Source organism: Streptomyces sp. NPDC048481 (genome assembly GCF_043200075.1).
GTDB lineage: Bacteria > Actinomycetota > Actinomycetes > Streptomycetales > Streptomycetaceae > Streptomyces.
Genome location: NZ_JBICXC010000001.1, coordinates 20,872 through 41,168, shown reverse-complemented (window position 1 = coordinate 41,168; position 20,297 = coordinate 20,872). Strand labels below are relative to the sequence as shown.

At 71.8% G+C, this 20,297-nt stretch carries 16 protein-coding genes; 9 read left to right on the top strand and 7 right to left on the bottom strand.

Translation table 11 applies throughout. The features are described 5' to 3' along the window. Positions 1 to 210: 210 nt before the first annotated feature. Positions 211 to 966, top strand: a complete 756-nt coding sequence (locus ACGFSH_RS00160) for a hypothetical protein (RefSeq protein ID WP_393343393.1) — start codon at positions 211 to 213, stop codon at positions 964 to 966. A 218-nt stretch (positions 967 to 1,184) separates the two neighbouring features. Here ACGFSH_RS00160 and ACGFSH_RS00155 read toward each other — a convergent pair whose 3' ends face one another. Then, positions 1,185 to 1,598 carry an organic hydroperoxide resistance protein gene (locus ACGFSH_RS00155; RefSeq protein WP_329410514.1) on the bottom strand — a complete coding sequence of 138 codons (414 nt, stop codon included), beginning with the start codon at positions 1,596 to 1,598 and terminating at the stop codon, positions 1,185 to 1,187. Between the two features lie 118 nt (positions 1,599 to 1,716). On the opposite strand from ACGFSH_RS00155, the gene ACGFSH_RS00150 reads away from it, so the two are divergent. Next, positions 1,717 to 2,247: a MarR family winged helix-turn-helix transcriptional regulator gene (locus ACGFSH_RS00150; protein ID WP_393343391.1), complete on the top strand. Its 531-nt coding sequence runs from the start codon at positions 1,717 to 1,719 to the stop codon at positions 2,245 to 2,247. Here the strand turns inward: ACGFSH_RS00150 and ACGFSH_RS00145 are convergent. After that, entirely contained in the window at positions 2,195 to 3,805 is a 1,611-nt protein-coding gene (locus ACGFSH_RS00145) for a hypothetical protein (RefSeq protein ID WP_393343389.1), read from the bottom strand. The genes ACGFSH_RS00150 and ACGFSH_RS00145 overlap by 53 nt on opposite strands. Positions 3,806 to 3,908: 103 nt before the next feature. Here ACGFSH_RS00145 and ACGFSH_RS00140 point away from each other — a divergent pair, with 103 nt between their 5' ends. Further along, positions 3,909 to 5,174 carry a glycosyltransferase 87 family protein gene (locus ACGFSH_RS00140; RefSeq protein WP_393343387.1) on the top strand — a complete coding sequence of 422 codons (1,266 nt, stop codon included), beginning with the start codon at positions 3,909 to 3,911 and terminating at the stop codon, positions 5,172 to 5,174. Positions 5,175 to 5,193: 19 nt separating this feature from the next. Beyond that, the gene (locus ACGFSH_RS00135; RefSeq protein ID WP_393343385.1) at positions 5,194 to 5,364 is read left to right on the top strand and encodes a hypothetical protein; all 171 of its coding nucleotides are present in this window, start codon (positions 5,194 to 5,196) and stop codon (positions 5,362 to 5,364) included. On the opposite strand, the gene ACGFSH_RS00130 is transcribed toward ACGFSH_RS00135, so the two are convergent. Then, on the bottom strand, positions 5,351 to 5,998 hold the full coding sequence (locus ACGFSH_RS00130) for a TetR/AcrR family transcriptional regulator (RefSeq protein ID WP_393343383.1): 648 nt from the start codon (positions 5,996 to 5,998) through the stop codon (positions 5,351 to 5,353). The genes ACGFSH_RS00135 and ACGFSH_RS00130 overlap by 14 nt on opposite strands. A gap of 169 nt (positions 5,999 to 6,167) precedes the next feature. Between ACGFSH_RS00130 and ACGFSH_RS00125 the strand changes: the two genes are divergently transcribed. After that, the gene (locus ACGFSH_RS00125) at positions 6,168 to 7,085 is read left to right on the top strand and encodes an ABC transporter permease (protein ID WP_393343381.1); all 918 of its coding nucleotides are present in this window, start codon (positions 6,168 to 6,170) and stop codon (positions 7,083 to 7,085) included. A 1-nt stretch (position 7,086) separates the two neighbouring features. Then, positions 7,087 to 7,929, top strand: coding sequence for an ABC transporter ATP-binding protein (locus ACGFSH_RS00120; RefSeq protein WP_393345426.1), 843 nt, complete (start codon positions 7,087 to 7,089; stop codon positions 7,927 to 7,929). 81 nt (positions 7,930 to 8,010) lie between these two features. On the opposite strand, the gene ACGFSH_RS00115 is transcribed toward ACGFSH_RS00120, so the two are convergent. Next, positions 8,011 to 12,957: an NAD-glutamate dehydrogenase gene (locus ACGFSH_RS00115; RefSeq protein ID WP_393343379.1), complete on the bottom strand. Its 4,947-nt coding sequence runs from the start codon at positions 12,955 to 12,957 to the stop codon at positions 8,011 to 8,013. A gap of 625 nt (positions 12,958 to 13,582) precedes the next feature. On the opposite strand from ACGFSH_RS00115, the gene ACGFSH_RS00110 reads away from it, so the two are divergent. Further along, a complete protein-coding gene (locus ACGFSH_RS00110; RefSeq protein WP_393343377.1) occupies positions 13,583 to 14,149 on the top strand; it encodes a DJ-1/PfpI family protein in 567 nt (188 codons plus the stop codon). An 84-nt stretch (positions 14,150 to 14,233) separates the two neighbouring features. Here the strand turns inward: ACGFSH_RS00110 and ACGFSH_RS00105 are convergent, their stop codons facing one another. Together ACGFSH_RS00105 and ACGFSH_RS00100 are read right to left on the bottom strand one after the other, a co-directional pair. Continuing rightward, entirely contained in the window at positions 14,234 to 14,905 is a 672-nt protein-coding gene (locus tag ACGFSH_RS00105) for an HAD family hydrolase (RefSeq protein WP_329410529.1), read from the bottom strand. Between the two features lie 59 nt (positions 14,906 to 14,964). Continuing rightward, positions 14,965 to 15,480 (bottom strand): DUF6912 family protein, encoded by a 516-nt coding sequence (locus ACGFSH_RS00100; RefSeq protein WP_393343375.1) that lies wholly within the window; start codon positions 15,478 to 15,480, stop codon positions 14,965 to 14,967. A gap of 327 nt (positions 15,481 to 15,807) precedes the next feature. On the opposite strand from ACGFSH_RS00100, the gene ACGFSH_RS00095 reads away from it, so the two are divergent. Next, the gene (locus ACGFSH_RS00095) at positions 15,808 to 16,407 is read left to right on the top strand and encodes an Rv3235 family protein (RefSeq protein WP_393343373.1); all 600 of its coding nucleotides are present in this window, start codon (positions 15,808 to 15,810) and stop codon (positions 16,405 to 16,407) included. A 136-nt stretch (positions 16,408 to 16,543) separates the two neighbouring features. On the opposite strand, the gene secA is transcribed toward ACGFSH_RS00095, so the two are convergent. Continuing rightward, positions 16,544 to 19,387, bottom strand: coding sequence for a preprotein translocase subunit SecA (gene secA / locus ACGFSH_RS00090; protein ID WP_393343371.1), 2,844 nt, complete (start codon positions 19,385 to 19,387; stop codon positions 16,544 to 16,546). A 280-nt stretch (positions 19,388 to 19,667) separates the two neighbouring features. Between secA and ACGFSH_RS00085 the strand changes: the two genes are divergently transcribed. Continuing rightward, the gene (locus ACGFSH_RS00085; protein WP_393343369.1) at positions 19,668 to 20,294 is read left to right on the top strand and encodes a GNAT family N-acetyltransferase; all 627 of its coding nucleotides are present in this window, start codon (positions 19,668 to 19,670) and stop codon (positions 20,292 to 20,294) included. Positions 20,295 to 20,297: the final 3 nt, after the last annotated feature.

Genomic DNA, 20,297 nt, shown 5'->3' with positions numbered 1-20,297 from the left:
ACGGCAGGGGCGGCGGGGGCGGCGGACAGGGAGGGGAGGGCGGGGACGGCGGTCGACGGAGCCGGTCGGTTCTCCACATGGTCACCTGGCCTATCATGCGTTTCAGCACGATATCGACCGGTATGAACCGCGTCGTGGTCACGAGCGTCGGGATCCACCGTGCGGCCCAGCCGCCGGGAACACGGCCCCGGGAGAGGGATTGCGCGAGCGATGCGCCCCACCGTCCGCCCCCTCCGGCGCCCGGCGCCGTACCGGCTCCTCGGCGCCCTGCTCTGGCTCGCGATGTCGCTGGCGTACTGGCGCGAGCCGGCGAGCGGAGCGGCCGCGGCCGGGCCTGCCGCCCTGCTGGTGCTGCTCACCGGGACCGGCCGGTTCACCCGCATGCTGACGGACCGCCCGTGGGCGCCGGTCCTCGGACTGTTCGCCGTGGCCTGGCTGTGGGGCGGACGCCTCACGGGGCCGTCGGCGGCCGGGGCGGGCCTCGGGGCGGCGGGGGGCGGTCTCGCCGTCCGGTCGGCGTTCGCGGTCGGACTGACCTTCTGGGCGTGGACGGCGACGGGCTCACGCGCGGGAGCGGTGCGCTGCCGCGTCCGCTACGTCGGCCCCGGCGGCCTCCGCAGCCCCTGGGGGTATGCGTGGCTGGGCGCGCTGTACGCCGTGATCGCACTGGTGGACCCGGTGACGTTCGCTGTGGCGGCGGTCGGGGCGGCGGCGCTGGTGGCGGGCTGGGAGCGCGAGGGGCGGGCGGTGGCGGGCCGTTGGGCGCTCACCGCCGTGGCGCCGGCGACGGCCCTGTGCCTGCGGCGGTCCGTCGGCGCCCTGGCCCCGGCCGGGGGCTCCGGCGCGGACCTGCTGCGCGAGCCGCTGCGGCAGGGGGCGGCCGGGCATGTGTGGCTGGTGCTCATAGGACTGCCCGCGCTGCTGCTGGCGGCCTGGCGGTCCAAGCGCGAGCTGGGCCGGCGCTGACGCGAACGCCCGGAGGGCGCGCACGCCGGGGAACGCGAACGCCGGGGGCGGATGCGCTCCCCGGCGTGCGGCCGGCGACGGCCGACGAGATGGGCGGCGCCGGCCACTGCCCGGCACCGCCCATGCGATGACGACCCGATCGATGACGACCCGCTCAATGACGATCAATCGACGGCGACCGCTCGACGACGGCTACGGGACGACGTCTGCGCCGGCGACTACTCGATGACGAGGTCGACCGGGATGTTGCCGCGGGTGGCGTTGGAGTAGGGGCAGACCTGGTGGGCCTGCTCGACGAGCTTGCGGCCGGTCGCCTCGTCCACCGACTCGGGCAGCTCGACGCGCAGCGTCACCTTCAGCGCGAAGCCCTCACCCTGCTGGCCTATGCCGACCTCGGCGGTCACCGCGGCGTCGCTGACGTCGACCTTCGCCTGGCGGCCGACGAGGCCCAGCGCGCTGCCGAAGCAGGCGGCGTAACCGGCGGCGAACAGCTGCTCCGGGTTGGTGCCCTGCCCGTTGCCGCCCAGCTCCGCGGGCATGGCCAGCGCCAGGTCGATCTTGCCGTCGGAGGAGACGGCGCGTCCCTCGCGGCCGTGGGTGGCGGTGGCGACAGCGGTGTAGAGCGCGTCCATGGAAAACCATCCCTCTCAGGTCGTTGCGGCGGCCCGGTCCGGCCGCCTCACGGAGACAAGTAGAGCACACAATTAAATTGGGCACAACCAAATGGTGCGGCAGGGTTACCCTGGAGACATGACCGCCCCACAGCCCTCCGTCGGCCAGGAGAACGCCGAGCACAGCGAGCACGCCGACGATGGCGAGCACGCCGAGAACTGGCTGCGCCTGGACCGGCAGATCTGCTTCTCGCTGCACGCCGCCTCGCGCGCTTTCAACGGCGTCTACCGAGTGATCCTCAAGGACCTCGGGCTGACCTATCCGCAGTACCTGGTGATGCTGGTCCTGTGGGAGCAGGGCCCGCTGCCCGTGAAGCGGCTGGGCGAGCATCTGCGCCTGGACTCCGGCACGCTCTCCCCGCTGCTCAAGCGACTGGAGGCGGCCGGTCTGGTGCGCCGCGAGCGCAGCGCCCGCGACGAGCGCTCGGTGGAGGTCCGGCCGACCGCGGCGGGCGCGGACCTGCGGGAGCGGGCGCTGGAGGTGCCCCGCAGGATCGTCTCCGCCACCGGCTTCGAACTGACCGAGCTGGCCGCGCTGCGCGCGCGGCTGGACGAGCTCACCTCGGCGCTGGACTCGGCGACCGCCCAGGAGGCGCAAGGGACGCCGTAGCGGGGCGGCGGACGTAGAGGCGGAGGGTCACGCCGTCGCGTTCGCCCTCCCAGCGGGGGACGAACCGTTCCTCCACGGCGACGAGCTTGAGGCGTTCGGTGGGCTCGCCGGGGAACCAGCGCGAGCGCAGCGCGTACGGCTCGGCCAGGACCCAGAGCCGGTTCACCGAGGCGAGCCGGCGTTGCAGCTCCCGGGGGCCGACCTCGCTCCCGTACAGCGTGCCCGACTCCGGGCCGGGCGCCCGCAGCGCGAGATCGCGCACCCCCCGGAACCCCTTCGGGTAGGCGAGGGCCGTCCGCCGCCCGAGGGACGGCAGGAACAGCACCGGGTCGCCGGGGCGGACTTCACGGGCCGTCAGGGCGGAGACAGCGGCGAGGTCGTCCGGGCGGTGGGCCAGGGTGCGGTACTCGCGGTGCAGCGGGAGCAGGTCGAGGAAGACCAGTCCCACCGCGAGCGCGCCCGCCGCGGCGACCGCCCACCGGTGCGCCTTGCGGCCCGCGATCGCGGCCAGCCGGTCGGCGCCGGCGGCGATCAGCAGCGGCGCTCCGGCGAGGGCATAGAGCACGTAGCGGTCGTGGTAGAGCGGCTTGACCTGCGAGAGCAGCATCAGGAAGGCGGGCGGCACGATCATCAGCGGCGCGGCGAAGGCCGCCGTGCGCCCCGCCGTCAGCCCCAGGGCCATCAGGGCGAGGCAGCCCCAGAACACCGGCCCGCCCGGCCCGGCGGCGAAGTTGCGCAGCAGCCGCTCGGCGCTCTCCCAGTCCGGCACGGGCAGCCACTCCACCTGCTGGGACTGTCCACTGGACACCAGCGCCAGCGGCAGCAGGGCGACGACCGCCGCCCCGGCCGCCCGCGCCCACGCCCCCCACACCCGCCGGGGCGCGCGCAGCAGAACGAGCGTGAGCGCGTGCGCGCAGAGCACCAGGACGGCCAGCTCGTGCAGCAGACACGTCACCGCGACGACGCCGCCGTAGACCCACCAGACGCGCGACCGTGAGGACTTCGCACGCGCCACGGTCCCGTCGCCGGCGCCTGCCTCCGCCTCGGCAGCCGCATCCTCATCCGCATCGGCGTGGGCGCCTCCGCGCTCGTCCAGCGCCCGCGCGAGCAGCAGCGTCGCGCCCGCCCCTCCCGCCGCGACCAGCGCGTAGGAGCGGCCCTCCTGCGCGTAGTGGCCGGCGAGCGGGGTCACCGCGTACAGCAGGCCCGCCCACAGGCCGACGCGGGGCCGGGCCAGCCGCGCTCCGAGGGCGGCGACCAGGGCGGCGGTGGCGGCGGCCCCGCAGACCGAGGGCAGCCGCAGCACGACCTCGCCCGGACGGACGGCGAGGACGACGTGCATGAACAGGTAGTAGAGGCCGTGCACCGCGTCCACCTCGTGCAGCAGCCGCCAGATCTGCGGCACGGTGCGCCGGGCGACCTGGAAGGTGACGGCCTCGTCACGCCACATGCCGCCGCGGTCGAGGCCCCACAGCCCGACGGCGGACATGACGGCCGCGGGCACGGCGACGGCCAGGACTCGGGTACGGGCTGTCTTCTGCGAGCGTCCACACACCACGGCGCCGATTGTGCGGTGCGCACCCACCCATCACGGCGATTGACGCCTCATTAGGTATGTAATGGAGCAAAAGAGACAGTCATCATGCTTACCATCCGCCGTGATGGACACCTCGAAGCACCGTCACCGCCGTCTTCCGGCCCTCGCGCTCGCGTGGCTCGCCACCCGCGCCCTGATGCTGTGGCTGCTCGTCCACAGCGCCTCGCCACTGCTGGGCGGCGGGCGGGTGGCCCGCGAGGTGTGGGGCCTGTACCACCGCTGGTACGGCGTCCTCGTCCACGGCGGTCTTCCCGCGCACGACCCGCTGTGGCAGTACCCGCCCGGCGCCGGCCCGGTCCTGCTGTCGCCCGCGCTGCTGCCGGGCCTGACGTACTTTCAGGCCTTCGTCGCCCTCACCGTCGCAGCCGACGCCGTGATCCTCCTGACGCTGGCCCGCGCGGGCGCCCGGCCCGGCCGTTCCCTGCTCGGCGCGGCCCTGTGGACGGGCGGACTCCCGCTGCTGCTGCACGTTCCCCTCGTGCGCTACGACGTGCAGGTCACCGCCCTCGCCGTCCTGTCCCTCGCGTCCCTGTCGCGCTCCCCGCGCGCGGGCGGCGCCCTCGCCGCGCTCGGCGCGGTGGTGAAGGTGTGGCCGGCGCTGGTGCTGCTGGGCACGCCGAGGGGCCGTGACAGCGGGTCGGCGTGGCGCTCGGCGGCGACGACGGGAGCCTGCGCGCTGGCGCTCCTGGCCCTGGCGTTCCGCGATCCCCTCTCCTTCCTGCGGCAACAGGGCGCGCGGGGCGTGCAGATCGAGTCCCTGGGCGGCACCGCCCTCTCCCTCGCCTCGCACGCCGGATGGCCGGGCACGGCCCGCTACCGGTACGGCGCGATGGAGTTCGTCGGCCCCTACGTCTCCTCCGTCGCCCACGTCTCGCTGGCGCTCACCGCCGTGGCCCTCGCCCTTCTGGTGCTGTGGCGCGTCCGCTCCCGCCGGCACACCCGGGCCACGCCCTGCGACGCCGCCCTGAGCGCCGTCCTGCTGTTCACCGTCACCAGCAGGGTGATCAGCCCGCAGTACATGATCTGGCTGCTCGGCCTGGCCGCCGTCTGCCTCACCTCACGGCACACCACCCAGCGCCCGGTGGCCCTGCTGCTGCTGGCGGCGACCGCGGTCAGCACGCTGATCTACCCCATGCACTACTGGGAGGTCATCAGCTGCTCCTGGACCGGCACCACCCTGATGCTCGTCCGCAACGGCCTGCTGACCTGGGCCGCCTGCCTCTCCTACCGGCGCCTGTGGCGCACCGCCCCACCCCCGCCCCCCACCGTCACGAGCACCCACCCCCGACCCCGGACCACCCCCCGGACCCGGACCTCCGCGTCCCTCTGAAGCAGAGCGGTGGACGGCCGTGCTCCACGTACCGCTGCCGGGACACGGCGACCGCGTGCTCGACCTGGCCGGACTCCTCGCGCTGGCCGGTGGGTTGCACCACGAGGGGCTGATCGCCGCCGGCGGTTCGCAGGGCGGGGAGCAGGCGGGGGCGCGGTGGGCGGGCCGGCCGTCGGCTACAGGGCTCTGATCGCCGCCGAGGTGGCTCGGGCCAGCGCGGCCAGGTAGCCCTTGGGGAGCTTCGGGCTGCGGATGACCACCGAACGCCAGTAGAGCGGGCCGGAGATCAGGTCGAGGGCCAGTTCCCCGTTCAGGCCGGCGCGCAGCTCGCCGCGCCGCTCGGCCGCCGCCACGATCTTGAGGGCGACCTCCTCCTGGCCCTCCTTCAGCGCCTTCTGAAGCGCCTCGGCGATCTCGGGGTTGCGGGCCGCCTCGGCCTGGAGGTCGGGAATGATCTGCGAGGCCACCGGGTGGCGCAGCGCGCGCGAGGTCAGTTCGTAGAGCATGCGCAGGTCGCCCTCCAGGCTGCCCGTCTCCGGGGCGGGCAGACCCTGCACGGCGATCACCGAGACGATGTCGAGGACCAGGTGCAGCTTGGAGCGCCAGCGCCGGTACACCGCGGTCTTGCCCACGCCGGCGCGGCGGGCGATGCCCTCGATGGACATCCGTGCGTAGCCGACGGTCGCGAGCTCCTCGAACACGGCGGCCCGGATGGCTTCCGTCACATCCTCGCGGAGCACGGCCGCGCCCGCGGGCGCCCTGCGGCGCGGGCGCACCTGGGGTCCGTCGGCGTTCGTCGCGTCAGTCGTCATACGAACCAGCATAGGGCGTTACGACGAAACGGTTGCGTCCCGACGTCAATTCGGCCTACTCTCACGTTGCGACGATACGGACCCGTCCCGACGTAAGAAAACGTGAAGAAAAGCGTAAGGAAACGTCGTGCGACCTCGTGCCGGACGCCCGCGCCCCCTCCCCCGAGTGAAAGCAGCGGATGTGAGTCAGGTCCTCCACACACCGCCCCGTACCGAGGCCGCGCCCCACGGCGACCTCGCGGCCCTGGCGGCCCGGCACGGCCTCACGGTCAGCGGCGCCCGTCCTTCCCTGCCGGAGTACATCCGCCAGCTCTGGGCGCGCCGCCACTTCATCACCGCGTTCGCCACCGCCAAGCTCACCACGACCTACAGTCAGGCGAAGCTCGGCCAGGTCTGGCAGGTGATGACCCCACTGCTGAACGCGGCGGTGTACTACTTCATCTTCGGTGTGCTGCTGAACACCAAACGGGGCGTGGCCGACTTCATCCCGTTCCTGGTCACGGGCGTCTTCGTGTGGACGTTCACCCAGACCTCGATCATGACCGGCACCCGCGCCATCTCCGGCAACATCGGCCTGGTGCGCGCCCTGCACTTCCCGCGCGCCGCGCTGCCGATCTCGTTCTGCCTCCAGCAGCTGCAGCAGCTGCTGTTCTCGATGGCCGCCCTGGTGTTCATCCTGCTCGCCGTCGGCGTCCCGCCGTCGCTGTCCTGGTTCCTCGTGCTCCCGGCCCTGACGCTTCAGTTCGTCTTCAACGCCGGCGTCTCCATGATCATGGCCCGGCTGGGCGCCAAGACCCCCGACATCGCCCAGCTGATGCCGTTCGTCCTGCGCACCTGGATGTACATCTCCGGTGTGATGTGGAGCATCGACAACCTGATCAAGCAGCACCACGGCATGCCGCCCTGGCTCGGCGACCTGCTGCGGGCCAACCCCGCCGCCGTCTACATCGACCTGATGCGCTTCGCGCTCATCGACACCTTCCACGCGAGCCAGCTCCCGCCCCACGTGTGGCTGGTCGCCACCGGCTGGGCGCTGCTCGCCGGCGTCGGCGGGTTCATCTACTTCTGGAAGGCTGAGGAGACGTACGGCCGTGGCTGACATCACCGACACCGCACCCCGCACCGCCCCCGCCGAGCCCGTCGACGAACGGGCCCCGACCGTCATCGCGGACAGCGTCGACATCGTCTACCGCGTCAACGGCACCGTCGGCGGCAAGGGCAGCGCGACCGCCGCCCTCAACCGCATCGTGCGCCGCAAGCAGGCCGAGAAGGCGTCGGGCGTGCGCACCGTGCACGCCGTCAGGAACGTCTCCTTCGTCGCCTACAAGGGCGAGGCGATCGGGCTCATCGGCACCAACGGCTCCGGCAAGTCGACCCTGCTCAAGGCGATCGCCGGCCTGCTCCCCGTGGAACGCGGCAGGATCTACACCGACGGCCAGCCCTCCCTCCTCGGCGTCAACGCGGCCCTGATGAGCGACCTGACCGGCGAGCGCAACGTCTACCTCGGCGGTCTGGCCATGGGCATGACGCGCGAGCAGATCAAGGAGCGCTACCAGGAGATCGTCGACTTCTCGGGCATCAACGAGAAGGGCGACTTCATCTCCCTGCCCATGCGCACCTACTCCTCCGGCATGGGCTCCCGGCTGCGGTTCTCCATCGCCGCCGCCAAGGACCACGACGTCCTCCTCATCGACGAGGCCCTGGCCACCGGCGACGCCAAGTTCCGCAACCGCTCCGCGGAACGCATCCGCGAGATGCGCGAGCACGCCGGAACCGTGTTCCTCGTCAGCCACAGCAACAGCTCGATCCTGGAGACCTGCGAGCGCGCCCTGTGGCTGGAGCGCGGCGAACTGCGCATGGACGGCCCCGCGGAGGACGTCGTCAAGGCCTACGAGGCCTTCACGTCGGACCCCAAGGCCAAGAAGAAGCCCGCGGCCAAGTAGCCGCACCCGCCCACGTCGTCGAAGGGGCCCCCGAGCCGTACGGCTCGGGGGCCCCTTCGACGCACCGGGACCACGGACCGACTACGAGTGCGTCCGCAGCAGCGTGCGCATGGTCCGCATGGCCACCGACAGGTTGGCCAGGTCGAACGTCTCCGACGTCTGGATCTCCTCCAGCGTCGTGCGCGCCCGGCCCAGGATCGCCGCGTTGCGCTCCTCCCACGCCTTGAACCGCTGCTCGGGCGTCGAGGACCCGTTGCCCACCGCCAGGACGTCGGCCGTCAGCGCCGCGTGCGCCGCGTACAGGTCCTCACGGATCGACGCGCGGGCCATGGACTGCCAGCGGTCGGCGCGCGGCAGCTCGATGATGCGGTCCATCAGCTGGGTGATGCGCAGCCGGTCGGCGAGGTCGTAGTACACCTCGGCGACGTCCAGCGGGTCCTTGCCCATGCGGTCGGCCACCGAGACGATGTCCAGCGCCGGGAACGCCGAGGAGAATCCCGCCACCCGCGTGGCCAGCTCGTCCGGGACGCCCGCGGCGGTCAGCTCGTCGTAGATGCGCTGCCACCACTCCAGGTCCGCGCCCCGCAAGAGCTTCGTCAGCTGCGACCACACCAGCTCGACGCGCTCGGCGAAGAACCCGACCGTCTCCGCCAGCTGCAACGGCTGCGGCCGGTTGTTCAGCAGCCAGCGCGTCCCGCGCTCGACGAGGCGCCGCGAGTGCAGCCGGATCCGGGTCTGCACCTCGGCCTCGACCCGGTTGTCGAGGTCCTCCACCGCGTCCCACACCGGCGCCGCGCGGAAGATCGCCCGGGCCGCGGTCTGCGCCCGCACGATCTCCTCGAGCGACGCGCCCGTCTCCTCGCGCAGCCGGTGCAGATACGTCGTGCCGCCCGTGTTGACCGTGTCGTTGACCAGGACGGTCGTGGTGATCTCACGGCGCAGCGGGTGGTTGTCGATGCTCTCGGGGAACCGCTCGCGCAGCGCCGTCGGGAAGTACGTGTGCAGCAGGCCACGCAGGTAGTCGTCGTCGGGCAGCGAGGTGTGCAGCAGCTCGTCCGACACCGTGATCTTCGTGTACGCCAGCAGGACGGCCGTCTCCGGGCTGGTCAGCCCCTGGCCGGCGCCCAGCCGCTCACGGATCTGCCGGTCGGTGGGCAGGAACTCCAGCGCACGGTCCAGGTGCCCCTCGCGCGCCAGGTGGCGCATGAAGCGCTGCTGGGCGTGGAGCATGTCCTTGGACTGGGCGAGCGCGTTGGCGATCGCCGTGTTCTGCGCGTAGTTGTTGCGCAGGACCAGCGCGCCGACCTCGTCGGTCATCTCCGCGAGCAGCTTGTTGCGCTGCTTGACGGTCATGTCTCCGTCGGTCACCAGCCCGTTGAGCAGGATCTTGATGTTCACCTCGTGGTCGGAGGTGTCCACGCCCGCGCTGTTGTCGATGGCGTCCGTGTTGATCCTGCCGCCGAGCAGGGCGAACTCGATCCGGCCGAGCTGGGTCAGGCCCAGGTTGCCGCCCTCGCCGACGACCTTGACACGCAGATCGGCGCCGTCCACCCGGATCGGGTCGTTGGCCTTGTCGCCGACGTCCGCGTTCGACTCCGAGGACGACTTCACGTACGTGCCGATGCCGCCGTTCCACAGCAGGTCCACCGGCGCCCGCAGGATCGCCTTCATCAGGTCGGCCGGCGTCAGCTTGGCGACGCCCGCCTCGATGCCGAGCGCCGCGCGGATGTGCGCGTTGACGGGGATCGCCTTGGCCGTGCGGGGGAAGATCCCGCCGCCGGCCGACAGCAGCGACGTGTCGTAGTCGGCCCAGCTGGAACGGGGCAGCTCGAACAGCCGGCGGCGCTCCGCGTACGAGGTCGCCGCGTCCGGCTCGGGGTCGATGAAGATGTGCCGGTGGTCGAAGGCGGCCACCAGCCGGATGTGCTCGCTGAGCAGCATGCCGTTGCCGAACACGTCACCGGACATGTCGCCGATGCCGACGACGGTGAAGTCCTCGGCCTGCGTGTCCACGCCCAGCTCGCGGAAGTGCCGCTTGACCGACTCCCAGGCCCCGCGGGCGGTGATGCCCATGCCCTTGTGGTCGTAGCCGGCCGAGCCGCCCGATGCGAACGCGTCGCCGAGCCAGAAGTCGTAGGACTGGGCGACCTCGTTGGCGATGTCCGAGAACGTGGCGGTGCCCTTGTCGGCGGCGACCACCAGGTAGGTGTCGTCCTCGTCGTGGCGCACGACGTCGACCGGCGGCACGACCTCCCCGCCGACCATGTTGTCGGTGATGTCGAGGAGCGCCGAGATGAACGTCCTGTAGCTGGAGATGCCCTCGGCGAGCCACGCGTCGCGGTCCACCGCCGGGTCGGGCAGCTGCTTGGCGACGAAGCCGCCCTTCGCGCCGACCGGCACGATGACGGTGTTCTTCACCATCTGCGCCTTGACCAGGCCCAGGACCTCGGTGCGGAAGTCCTCACGCCGGTCGGACCAGCGCAGACCGCCGCGCGCGACCTTCCCGAACCGCAGGTGCACGCCTTCCACCTGCGGCGAGTACACCCAGATCTCGAACGCGGGCCGGGGCGCCGGCAGGTCCGGGATGGCCTGCGGGTCGAACTTCATCGACACGTAGTCGTGCGGACGGCCGTCCGAGCGCCGCTGGAAGAAGTTCGTGCGCAGCGTCGCCTTGATGACCGTCAGGAACGAGCGCAGGATGCGGTCCTCGTCGAGCGAGGCGACCTGGTCGAGCGCGGCCTCCAGCTCCTCCAGCAGGGCGTCGACGATCTCGTGCCCGGCGCGCTGCCGGTCGGGCGACATCCGCGCCTCGAACAACGACACCAGCAGCCGCGTGGTGTGCACGTTCGTGCGGAGCGTGTCCTCCATGTAGTCCTGGCTGAAGGTGGACCCGGCCTGCCGCAGGTACTTGGCGTACGCGCGCAGCACCGTGGCCTGCCGCCAGTCCAGCCCGGCGCCCAGCACCAGCGCGTTGAATCCGTCGTTCTCGGCCCGGCCGGTCCAGGTCGCGGAGAACGCCTCCTGGAACCGCTCGCGCCCGTCGTCGCCGAAGAAGTCGCCGCCGGGGCCGGCCAGCGCCTTGGGGATGCGCAGACCGAAGTCGTAGATCCACGCGTGCGTGCGGTCCGAGCAGCGCAGCTCGTAGGGCCGCTCGTCGATCACCTCGACGCCGAGGCGGCTGAGCACCGGCAGCACCGCCGACAGGGAGATCGCGTCACCCTTGCGGTAGATCTTGAAGCGGCGCTCGTCGGGAGCGGCGCCCACCGGCTCGTACAGGCTCAGCGAGAAGCTCCGCTCCTCGCTCAGCCGCTCCACGTGGACCAGGTCGGACACCGCGGCCCGCGGCGTGTGGTCGGCCTTGTAGCCCTCGGGGAAGGCGTTGCCGTAGCGCCGCGACAGCTCCGCGGCCCGCTCCTCGCCGAGTTCGGCGTTGAGCGCCTCGGAGAACGCGTCGGCCCAGGACCTCGCCGCCTCCACCAGGCGCGCCTCGATGCGCTCCTTGTCGGCGTCGGACAGCTCCGGCAGCTCGGTGCCCTGCGGGACGCGGACCACGAAGTGCAGCCGCGACAGGATCGACTCGGTGTTCCAGGCGGTGAAGTCGACGCTCGTCCCGCCCAGCTCCTCCTTCAGGATGTCGATGATCCGCAGCCGCACGCCCGTGGTGTAGCGGTCGCGCGGCAGGTAGACGAGCGCGGAGTAGTAGCGCCCGTACTCGTCCTGCCGCAGGTAGAGCCGCAGCCGCCGCCGCTCCTGGAGGTACAGCACGCTGGTGACGATGGAGCGCAGCTCGTCCACCGGTGTCTGGAACAGCTCGTCGCGCGGGTAGGTCTCCATGATCTGGAGCAGGTCGCGGCCGTCGTGGCTGTCGGGCGAGAACCCGGCGCCCTTCAGCACGGCCTGGACCTTGCGCCGCACCACCGGCACCCGCGACACGGACTCGGTGTAGGCGGCGGAGGAGAAGAGCCCCAGGAACCGCCGCTCGCCGACGACGTTCCCGTCGGCGTCGAACTTCTTGACGCCGACGTAGTCCAGGTAGGACGGCCGGTGCACGGTGGCCCGGCTGTTCGCCTTGGTCAGCACCAGCAGCTTGTGCTCACGCGCCTTGGCCCGGGCGTCGGCCGGGAGCCGCTCGAACGACGGGCTGACGGGGTGGGCGTCGCCGTCGGCGTGGTGCGGGTCGGAGCGCAGGATGCCCAGGCCGGTGCCCGGGACGGCGGCGAGGGAGTCGTCCCCGCGCAGCTGGTACTCCCGGTAGCCGAGGAAGGTGAAGTGGTCGGCGGCCAGCCAGCGCAGCAGCTCGCGGGCCTCGTCGACGTCGGGCTGCGCCAGATCGCCGGGGACGGGCTCCTCGGGGAGTCCGTCGGCGACCCGCAGCGCCGTGTCGCGCATCTTCTCCCAGTCCTCGACGGCCTCGCGGACGTCGGACAGGACGCGCAGCAGGTCGCCGGTGATCTGCTTCAGGTCGGCCCGGTCGGTCTCACGGTCGATCTCGACGTGGATCCACGACTCGATGTGCCCGTCGTGCGGCAGCTCCACGGCCGCGGGCGGGACGCTCAGCACCTCGATCAGCCGGCCCGCGACATCGCGCCGCACGACGACCTGCGGGTGGATGACGACGTGGATGCCCCGGCCCTGCCGGGTCAGCTCGTTGGTGACGGAGTCGACGAGGAACGGCATGTCGTCCGTGACCACCTCGACGACGGAGTGGCTGCACGTCCACCCGTTCTCCTCGACGCTGGGCGTGTGGACCCGCACGCTGGCGGTGCCCTGCGGGCGGCTCTCGGCCAGCCGGTAGTGCGACACCGCGGCGCCGAAGACGTCGACCGGGTCGCGGCCGCTCAGGTCCTCCGGCGAGGTGTGCAGGTAGTAGCGATGGAGGAACGCGAGGAGGGCCGCGTGGTCCGGGATCCCCGGAGTGCCCTCGCCCGTCGTCCCAGTCGGTAGATGCCCCCCGACCGGGCTGTTCTCAGCGACCCGCGCCGCCCTCTCGAGCAGCTCGGCCTTGGCTTCGTCCAGCTTGGTCTGCATTGTCCTCTGACTCCTGTCGCGCGCCGTTGCGTGACGTAGAAGGAAGTACGGGCTCTTCCCCTGCGACCCGGCGCCACGGCCCGGGATCTCCGGACTGCTCCGACGCTATGCCGCAAGGTGAGACGAGCGGGGGGATATCAGCCATTCTCGGCACCGCTCCGGGGTGTGACGCTGCTCTCCGCGTCGTCTGCCTCCGGGATGCGCACGCCGCCCGGGGGTCCCTTGCGACCCCGTCCCGCCCGCGCCGACCAGCGACCGCCGCCCGGTGGCGGAGATGGTCCGCACACACCGGGCGCAGGGCAGGGGCGACGTTGCCCCCGCGAGATATCGCGCTGATCACGCCACCAGGCTATCGCTCCCCACCGGGCCGCCGTCATGAGCCGTATGTGTACAAAAGGCGGGTCGGAACTTTGACGTTCTGCACAGCTCGCGCGGCCGCCCGGACGGCTATGGGGCGACCGCAGGGACGGCCGGGTCACGCGTCGCGCACGAGGCGGGCGGGAACACGGGAAAAGTCGACGGCGGCCCCGGCCCGCGGGACGCTGGGAACGCCCCCTCCGGGCGGACCCACCCGCCGGGAGCCCCGTCGGCCGTGCCGACGCACGCCCGAGAGGAGACGTCCACCATGACCACGAAGATCCTCATCGTCACCGGCGACGCGGCGGAATCCCTGGAGGTCCTCTACCCCTACCAGCGCCTGCGCGAGGAAGGCTACGAGGTCCACATCGCCGCGCCCGCCCGCAAGCGGCTCCGGTTCGTCGTCCACGACTTCGAGCCCGGCTTCGACACCTACACCGAGAAACCCGGCTACACCTGGCCCGCCGACCTCGCCTTCGCCGAGGTCGATCCCGGAGCGTACGCCGCCGTCGTCGTCCCCGGCGGACGCGCGCCCGAGTATCTGCGCAACGACCCCGAACTCCGCAAGATCGTCAAGTCGTTCTTCGACGCCGACAAGCCCGTCGCCCAGATCTGCCACGGGCCCCTGCTGACGGCCGCCGCCGACGCCCTGCACGGCCGGCGCGTCACCGCCTATCCGGCGCTTGAGCTCGACATGCAGTCGGCCGGGGCCACCTTCCAGGACGCCGAGGCGGTGGTCGACGGCGCCCTCGTCTCCGCGCGGGCCTGGCCCGACCATCCGGCCTGGATGCGCGAGTTCCTCGCGGTCCTGCGCGCCAAGGCACCGGCGACCTGACCCGCCCGCCCCGCCCACGCGGCCGTGTGCACCCGCCTGGGTTCACGCATCCGTGTTCACGCGGCTGTGGTCACGCGGCTGTCGTCACGCGGCCGTGGCCAGGCGTCCCGCGACCTCCACGGCCTCGTCCAGGGTGTCCACCACCGGCACGCCGACGCCCTCCAGGCTGGCCCGGCTGTGCGACCCGCCGGTGTACAGCACAGCCCGCGCCCCGACGTGCAGCGCGGCCACCGCGTCGTCGGCGGCGTCCCCGATCACGACGGTGCGGGCCGGCTCGACCCCGGTCAGCTCTCTCAGGTGCCGCACCATGTGCTCGGCCTTGCTGCCCCCGGAGGGCCCGGTCCGCCCGTCCACCCGGACGAAGTGCGGCTCGATCCCGAACCCGCGCACCAGCGGGACGAGTTCCTCGTGCTCGTACATGCTCAGCAGGGACTGGCTGTGCCCCGCCGACCGCCACCCCGCGAGCAGTCCCTCCGCGCCGTCGGTCAGCCGGCACCCCACGCGGTGCTCGGCGTAGTACCGGTGGAAGACGCCGTCCATCAGCTCCCACTCGGCGTCCGTGGGCAGCCTGCCCATCAGCCGCTCGTAGAACTTCGGCACCGGCACGCAGTACAGCGCCCGGTACTGCTCCAGCGTGATCGGTGTCAGACCCAGCTCGCCGAAGGCCGCGTTGGTGGCCCCGACGATCGCTTCGTTGTCGTGGAACAGGGTCCCGTTCCAGTCCCAGACGATGTGCGCCGCTTCGTGCTTCCCCATACCCGCAAACGTACCCGCCCCCACCGACAGTCAAGTGGACGACCGTGGCGGCGGCCTTCTCACTCGCCCGGGCCGACCAGGTTCGCGATCTCCTGCGGGGCGAACCACAGCAGTTCGTGGTCCTCGGCGCCGTCCACGACGAACTGCGCGTCGTCGTCCCCGCCGTCCGCCGCCGCGAGGGCCTTCGCGGCTGCGGTGACGTCCGCCTCCGCGTCCCCGGCGTCCACGTGCACGGCGGCCGCCTTGCCCAGCCGCACGGCGCCCGTCACCCGCACCTCGCCCAGCGCCGCCGGGTCGAGTCCGCGGTCGGGGTCGACGGCGGTCGCGCGGTCGGGGACGTCCACGGCGACCACGACGCGCCGCCGCGGGGCCGCCTGGTCCGCCGCGAGGAGCCGCAGGGAGGCGAGCGCGGCCCTGCTGAGCGCCGCGTACTCCAGCTCCTCGATGTCGTCGGAGAGGTACCACTCGCGCAGCGCGGGCGTGACGGCGTAGGCGACGAGCGGCTCTGCCCCCAGCTCACCCGTCCGGTGCGCCTCGGCGAGAGCGGGGAGGGTCAGGGGGACGTAGACGCGCATGGCGGACCGCTCATTTCGTGATCGGTGGAGGCAGTGCACCGGGAGGCGGCGACGCGCCTGCCCGGCGGCCTTCAGGATACGTGCGGACGTCCCCTTTCGGGCCCCTGCCCCCACCCGCACGGACGTCAACCCGACGCCCCGGAACCCACCCGGTCCACCCCCGTGAAACCGGGCTCCGGGCACCCCGGTCCGCCCCTGATGGGTGAACTTCCGGCACCCCCGACACGGGCGCACCCCTGGCTTGCCGCCGTCGGCCGCGACCCCGTACAAGATCCACAACGGCAAGTTACCGCCCGGTACAACCCGGGCCCACCGAACGGGGACCCCATGGACAAGGTCATGACGAGGACGCAGCCCCACCCCGGCTCCCGCCCGCCCGGCGCCCGCCCCGCAGGCGCCCGCCCACCCGGCCGTCGTGACACCCGCCGCCCCGCCGGCGCACCCCCGCGCACCCCCGGCGGCGGCTCCCCGCGCACGGCGCCGGCCGGCGGCCGCCCACCCGGCCCGCCCGGCGCCGGCCCCTCCACCCGCCCCGCCGACAGCCGCCCGGCGACCACCGGGACCCCGGCCGGCCCGCTGCCCCAGCCGCGCCCCACCGACCTCTTCGCCGACCGCCTCCTCGCCGTCCTGAGCGGCCGCCGCCCTGTCCACTACATGCTGCGCCACACCCGCGGCGCCGCCTATGACGACCTGGCGCACCTCGCCGAGCGCGGCCCCCTGCGCACCGTCCACGGCGCCCGCCCCGTCGTCCGCGACATCGGCTACTTCGTCCCCCGCCCCGGCGCGATCGAGGCCTTCGCCCGGATCGGCGCCGGCGACCGCGTACGCGCCATGGCCTTCCGTCTGGAACTCGGCAGGGACCGCCGCTGGCGCTGCACCGCCGTCGAACTCGACGGCCACCGCCGATCACCCGCCCAGGACGCCTGACGGCCCGCACGACGCCCCCAGGACCGCCCCCTCCCCCAAGTCGTCCGACAAGGCGGCAAGGGACCGCACGCGAGGGGGCCGGGCCACCCCCAGGTGACCCGGCCCCCTCGAACCGCCGCACGACCGCGCGAGCCGGCTACTTCTTGCGGCGCCGCCCGGCCTTCGCCTGCTTACGGCGCTCCGCGCGCGTGAGACCGTCGGCCTCGGAACGCACCGGCTCCTCGTCGTCCTCGAAGTCGCCCTCGATCGTGCCGCCCTCGCCGTCCACCGTCGGCGCCGAGAAGTGCAGCTGACGACGCTGCGGAGCGTCCAGCCCCTTCGCACGGATCTCCGGACGCGAACCCGCCTGCGCCGGCACCACGTCCTGCTTGCCCATGTCGACCGGCTCGGCGTCCTGGACCGGAACCTCCTCGACCTGCTGCTCCACCTGGACCTCCAGGTTGAACAGGTAGCCGACGGACTCCTCCTTGATGCCGTCCATCATCGCGGAGAACATGTCGAAGCCCTCACGCTGGTACTCCACCAGCGGGTCCTTCTGCGCCATCGCGCGCAGACCGATGCCCTCCTGGAGGTAGTCCATCTCGTAGAGGTGCTCGCGCCACTTGCGGTCCAGCACCGACAGCACGACCCGGCGCTCCAGCTCACGCATGATCTCCGAGCCGAGCTGCGCCTCCCGCGACTCGTACTGCTCGCGGATGTCGTCCTTGATGGACTCCGAGATGAACTCCGCCGTCAGACCCGCCCGGTCGCCGGCCGCCTCCTCCAGCTCCTCCACGGTGACCTTCACCGGGTACAGCTGCTTGAAAGCGCCCCACAGCCGGTCCAGATCCCAGTCCTCGGGGAAGCCCTCGGCGGTCTCCGCGCCGACGTACGCGTCGATCGTGTCGTCCATGAAGTGATGGATCTGCTCCTGCAGGTCCTCACCCTCCAGGACCCGGCGGCGCTCGCCGTAGATGACCTCACGCTGCCGGTTGAGGACCTCGTCGTACTTCAGGACGTTCTTACGCGTCTCGAAGTTCTGCTGCTCCACCTGCGACTGCGCCGACGCGATCGCCCGCGTCACCATCTTGTTCTCGATCGGCACGTCGTCCGGCACGTTCGCCATCGACATCACGCGCTCGACCATCTGAGCCTTGAACAGCCGCATCAGGTCGTCGCCCAGCGACAGGTAGAACCGCGACTCGCCCGGGTCGCCCTGACGGCCGGAACGACCGCGCAGCTGGTTGTCGATGCGCCGCGACTCGTGCCGCTCGGTACCGAGGACGTACAGCCCGCCGAGTTCCTTGACCTCCTCGAACTCGGCCTTCACCGCACGCTCGGCCTTCTCCAGCGCGGCGGGCAGCGCCTGCGCCCACTCCTCGATGTGCTCCTCGGGGTCCAGACCCCGCTGACGCAGCTCCGCCTCGGCCAGGTCGTCCGGGTTGCCGCCCAGCTTGATGTCCGTGCCACGGCCGGCCATGTTCGTCGCCACCGTGACCGCACCCTTGCGGCCCGCCTGCGCGACGATCGACGCCTCACGCTCATGGTGCTTGGCGTTCAGCACCTCGTGCTGGATGCCCCGCTTGGACAGCTGCTGCGACAGGTACTCGGACTTCTCGACCGACGTCGTGCCGACGAGGATCGGCTGACCCTTCTCGTGCTTCTCGGCGATGTCGTCGACGACCGCCTCGAACTTCGCGACCTCGGTGCGGTAGATCAGGTCCGACTGGTCCTTGCGCACCATCGGCCGGTTCGTCGGGATCGGCACCACGCCGAGCTTGTAGATCTGGTGGAACTCCGCGGCCTCGGTCATGGCCGTACCGGTCATGCCGCAGAGACCGGGCTGCTCCTTGCCGTCATGGTCGTGCCGCTTGTACAGGCGGAAGAAGTTCTGCAGGGTGATCGTCGCGAGCGTCTGGTTCTCGTCCTTGATGTCCACCCCTTCCTTCGCCTCGATCGCCTGGTGCATGCCCTCGTTGTAGCGGCGGCCGGCGAGGATACGGCCCGTGTGCTCGTCGACGATCATGACCTCGCCGTCCATGACGACGTAGTCCTTGTCCTTCTTGAAGAGCTCCTTCGCCTTGATGGCGTTGTTCAGGTAGCCCACCAGAGGCGTGTTCACCGACTCGTAGAGGTTGTCGATGCCCAGCCAGTCCTCGACCTTGCTGACACCCGCCTCGTGGATGGCGACCGTGCGCTTCTTCTCGTCGACCTCGTAGTCGCCGGTCTCCTCGATGCCCTTCAGCGGGTTGCCGGCCTCGCCCTTCTTCAGCCGCGTCACCAGCTTGGCGAAGTCGCCGTACCACTTCGTGGCCTGATCGGCCGGACCCGAGATGATCAGCGGCGTACGCGCCTCGTCGACCAGGATCGAGTCCACCTCGTCGACGATGGCGAAGTTGTGACCGCGCTGCACCAGCTCGTCCTGCGCCCACGCCATGTTGTCGCGCAGGTAGTCGAAGCCGAACTCGTTGTTCGTGCCGTACGTGATGTCGCACGCGTACTGCTCACGCCGCTGGGCCGGCGTCATGTTGGCCAGGATGCAGCCGACTTCCAGACCCAGGAACTTGTGGACGCGCCCCATCATCTCGGAGTCGCGCTCGGCCAGGTAGTCGTTGACCGTGATCAGGTGAACGCCCTTGCCGGACAGCGCGTTCAGATACGCGGGCAACGTGCCGACGAGCGTCTTGCCCTCACCGGTCTTCATCTCGGCCACATAGCCGAGGTGCAACGCGGCGCCACCCATGATCTGCACGTCGTAGTGACGCTGGCCGAGGACGCGCTTCGCGGCCTCGCGCACGGTGGCGAACGCCTCGGGCAGCAGGTCGTCCAGGGTCTCGCCATCGGCGTACCGCTGCTTGTACTCCTCGGTGAGGGCCCGCAGCTCGGCGTCGGAGAGGTCGACGAAGTCCTCTTCGATGGAGTTGACCTGGTCCGCGATGCGGTGCAGCTTGCGCAGGATCTTGCCTTCGCCTGCACGCATGATCTTCGAGAGGACGGACACGGGGGTTGGTCTCCTTGCCGGTCGGGCCTGGGACGGTCGGTTTCCTTTGACTTACTGAGCAACGGCCATCGTATGCGAGGACCCCACCGCGCCGGGAGGCCTGCCGGACGAGGACCGCACACTGCTGCGCACCTGCTCCTGAAATCTTCTTCACAGGGGACAACGGCCGGACGCCGCCGATGGTGCCGCCCCCGCCCGACGAATTGCGCGAATTGTGATCACCCGCTCACCCACCGTCGGGAACTGGCGTCCGACACGGCCCCCCGCGCAGAATCGCCCGATGGAGCCCGCACCCCCCACCCTCACCGGCGCCCGCCTGATCCTGCGCCCCCTCGACCCGCGCGACACCGACGCCGTATACACCGCGGCCCAGGACCCCGACATCCAGCGCTGGACCACGATCCCCTCCCCCTACCTGCGCGAACACGCCCGCAGCTTCATCGAACTGCTCGCCCCCGAGGGCTGGGCCACCGGCTCCATGTTCACCTTCGGCGTCTTCCTCCCCGACGACGGACCCCTCACCGGCGTCCTCAGCCTCACCATGCGCGCCCCCGGCACCGCCGAGGTCGGCTTCTGGACCGCCAAGGAACACCGCGGCCACGGCTACACCGTCGAGGCCACCCTCACCGCCGCCCGCTGGGCCTTCACCGACCTCGGAATCGACCGCGTCGAATGGCGCGCCGAGGTCGGCAACGAAGCCTCCCGCGCCGTCGCCGACAAAGCCGGCTTCACCCCGGAAGGCGTCCTGCGTTCCGCCATCGCCAACAAGGGCGTACGACGCGACTGCCGGCTCGCCGCCCTCCTCCCGTCCGACCTCGGACTGCCCTCCACCACGCCCTACCTCCCCGCGCCCCCGCCCGCCGCACCGCCCACGACCGCGGCCCCCGACGGACTCCCCAGGCCCTGACCG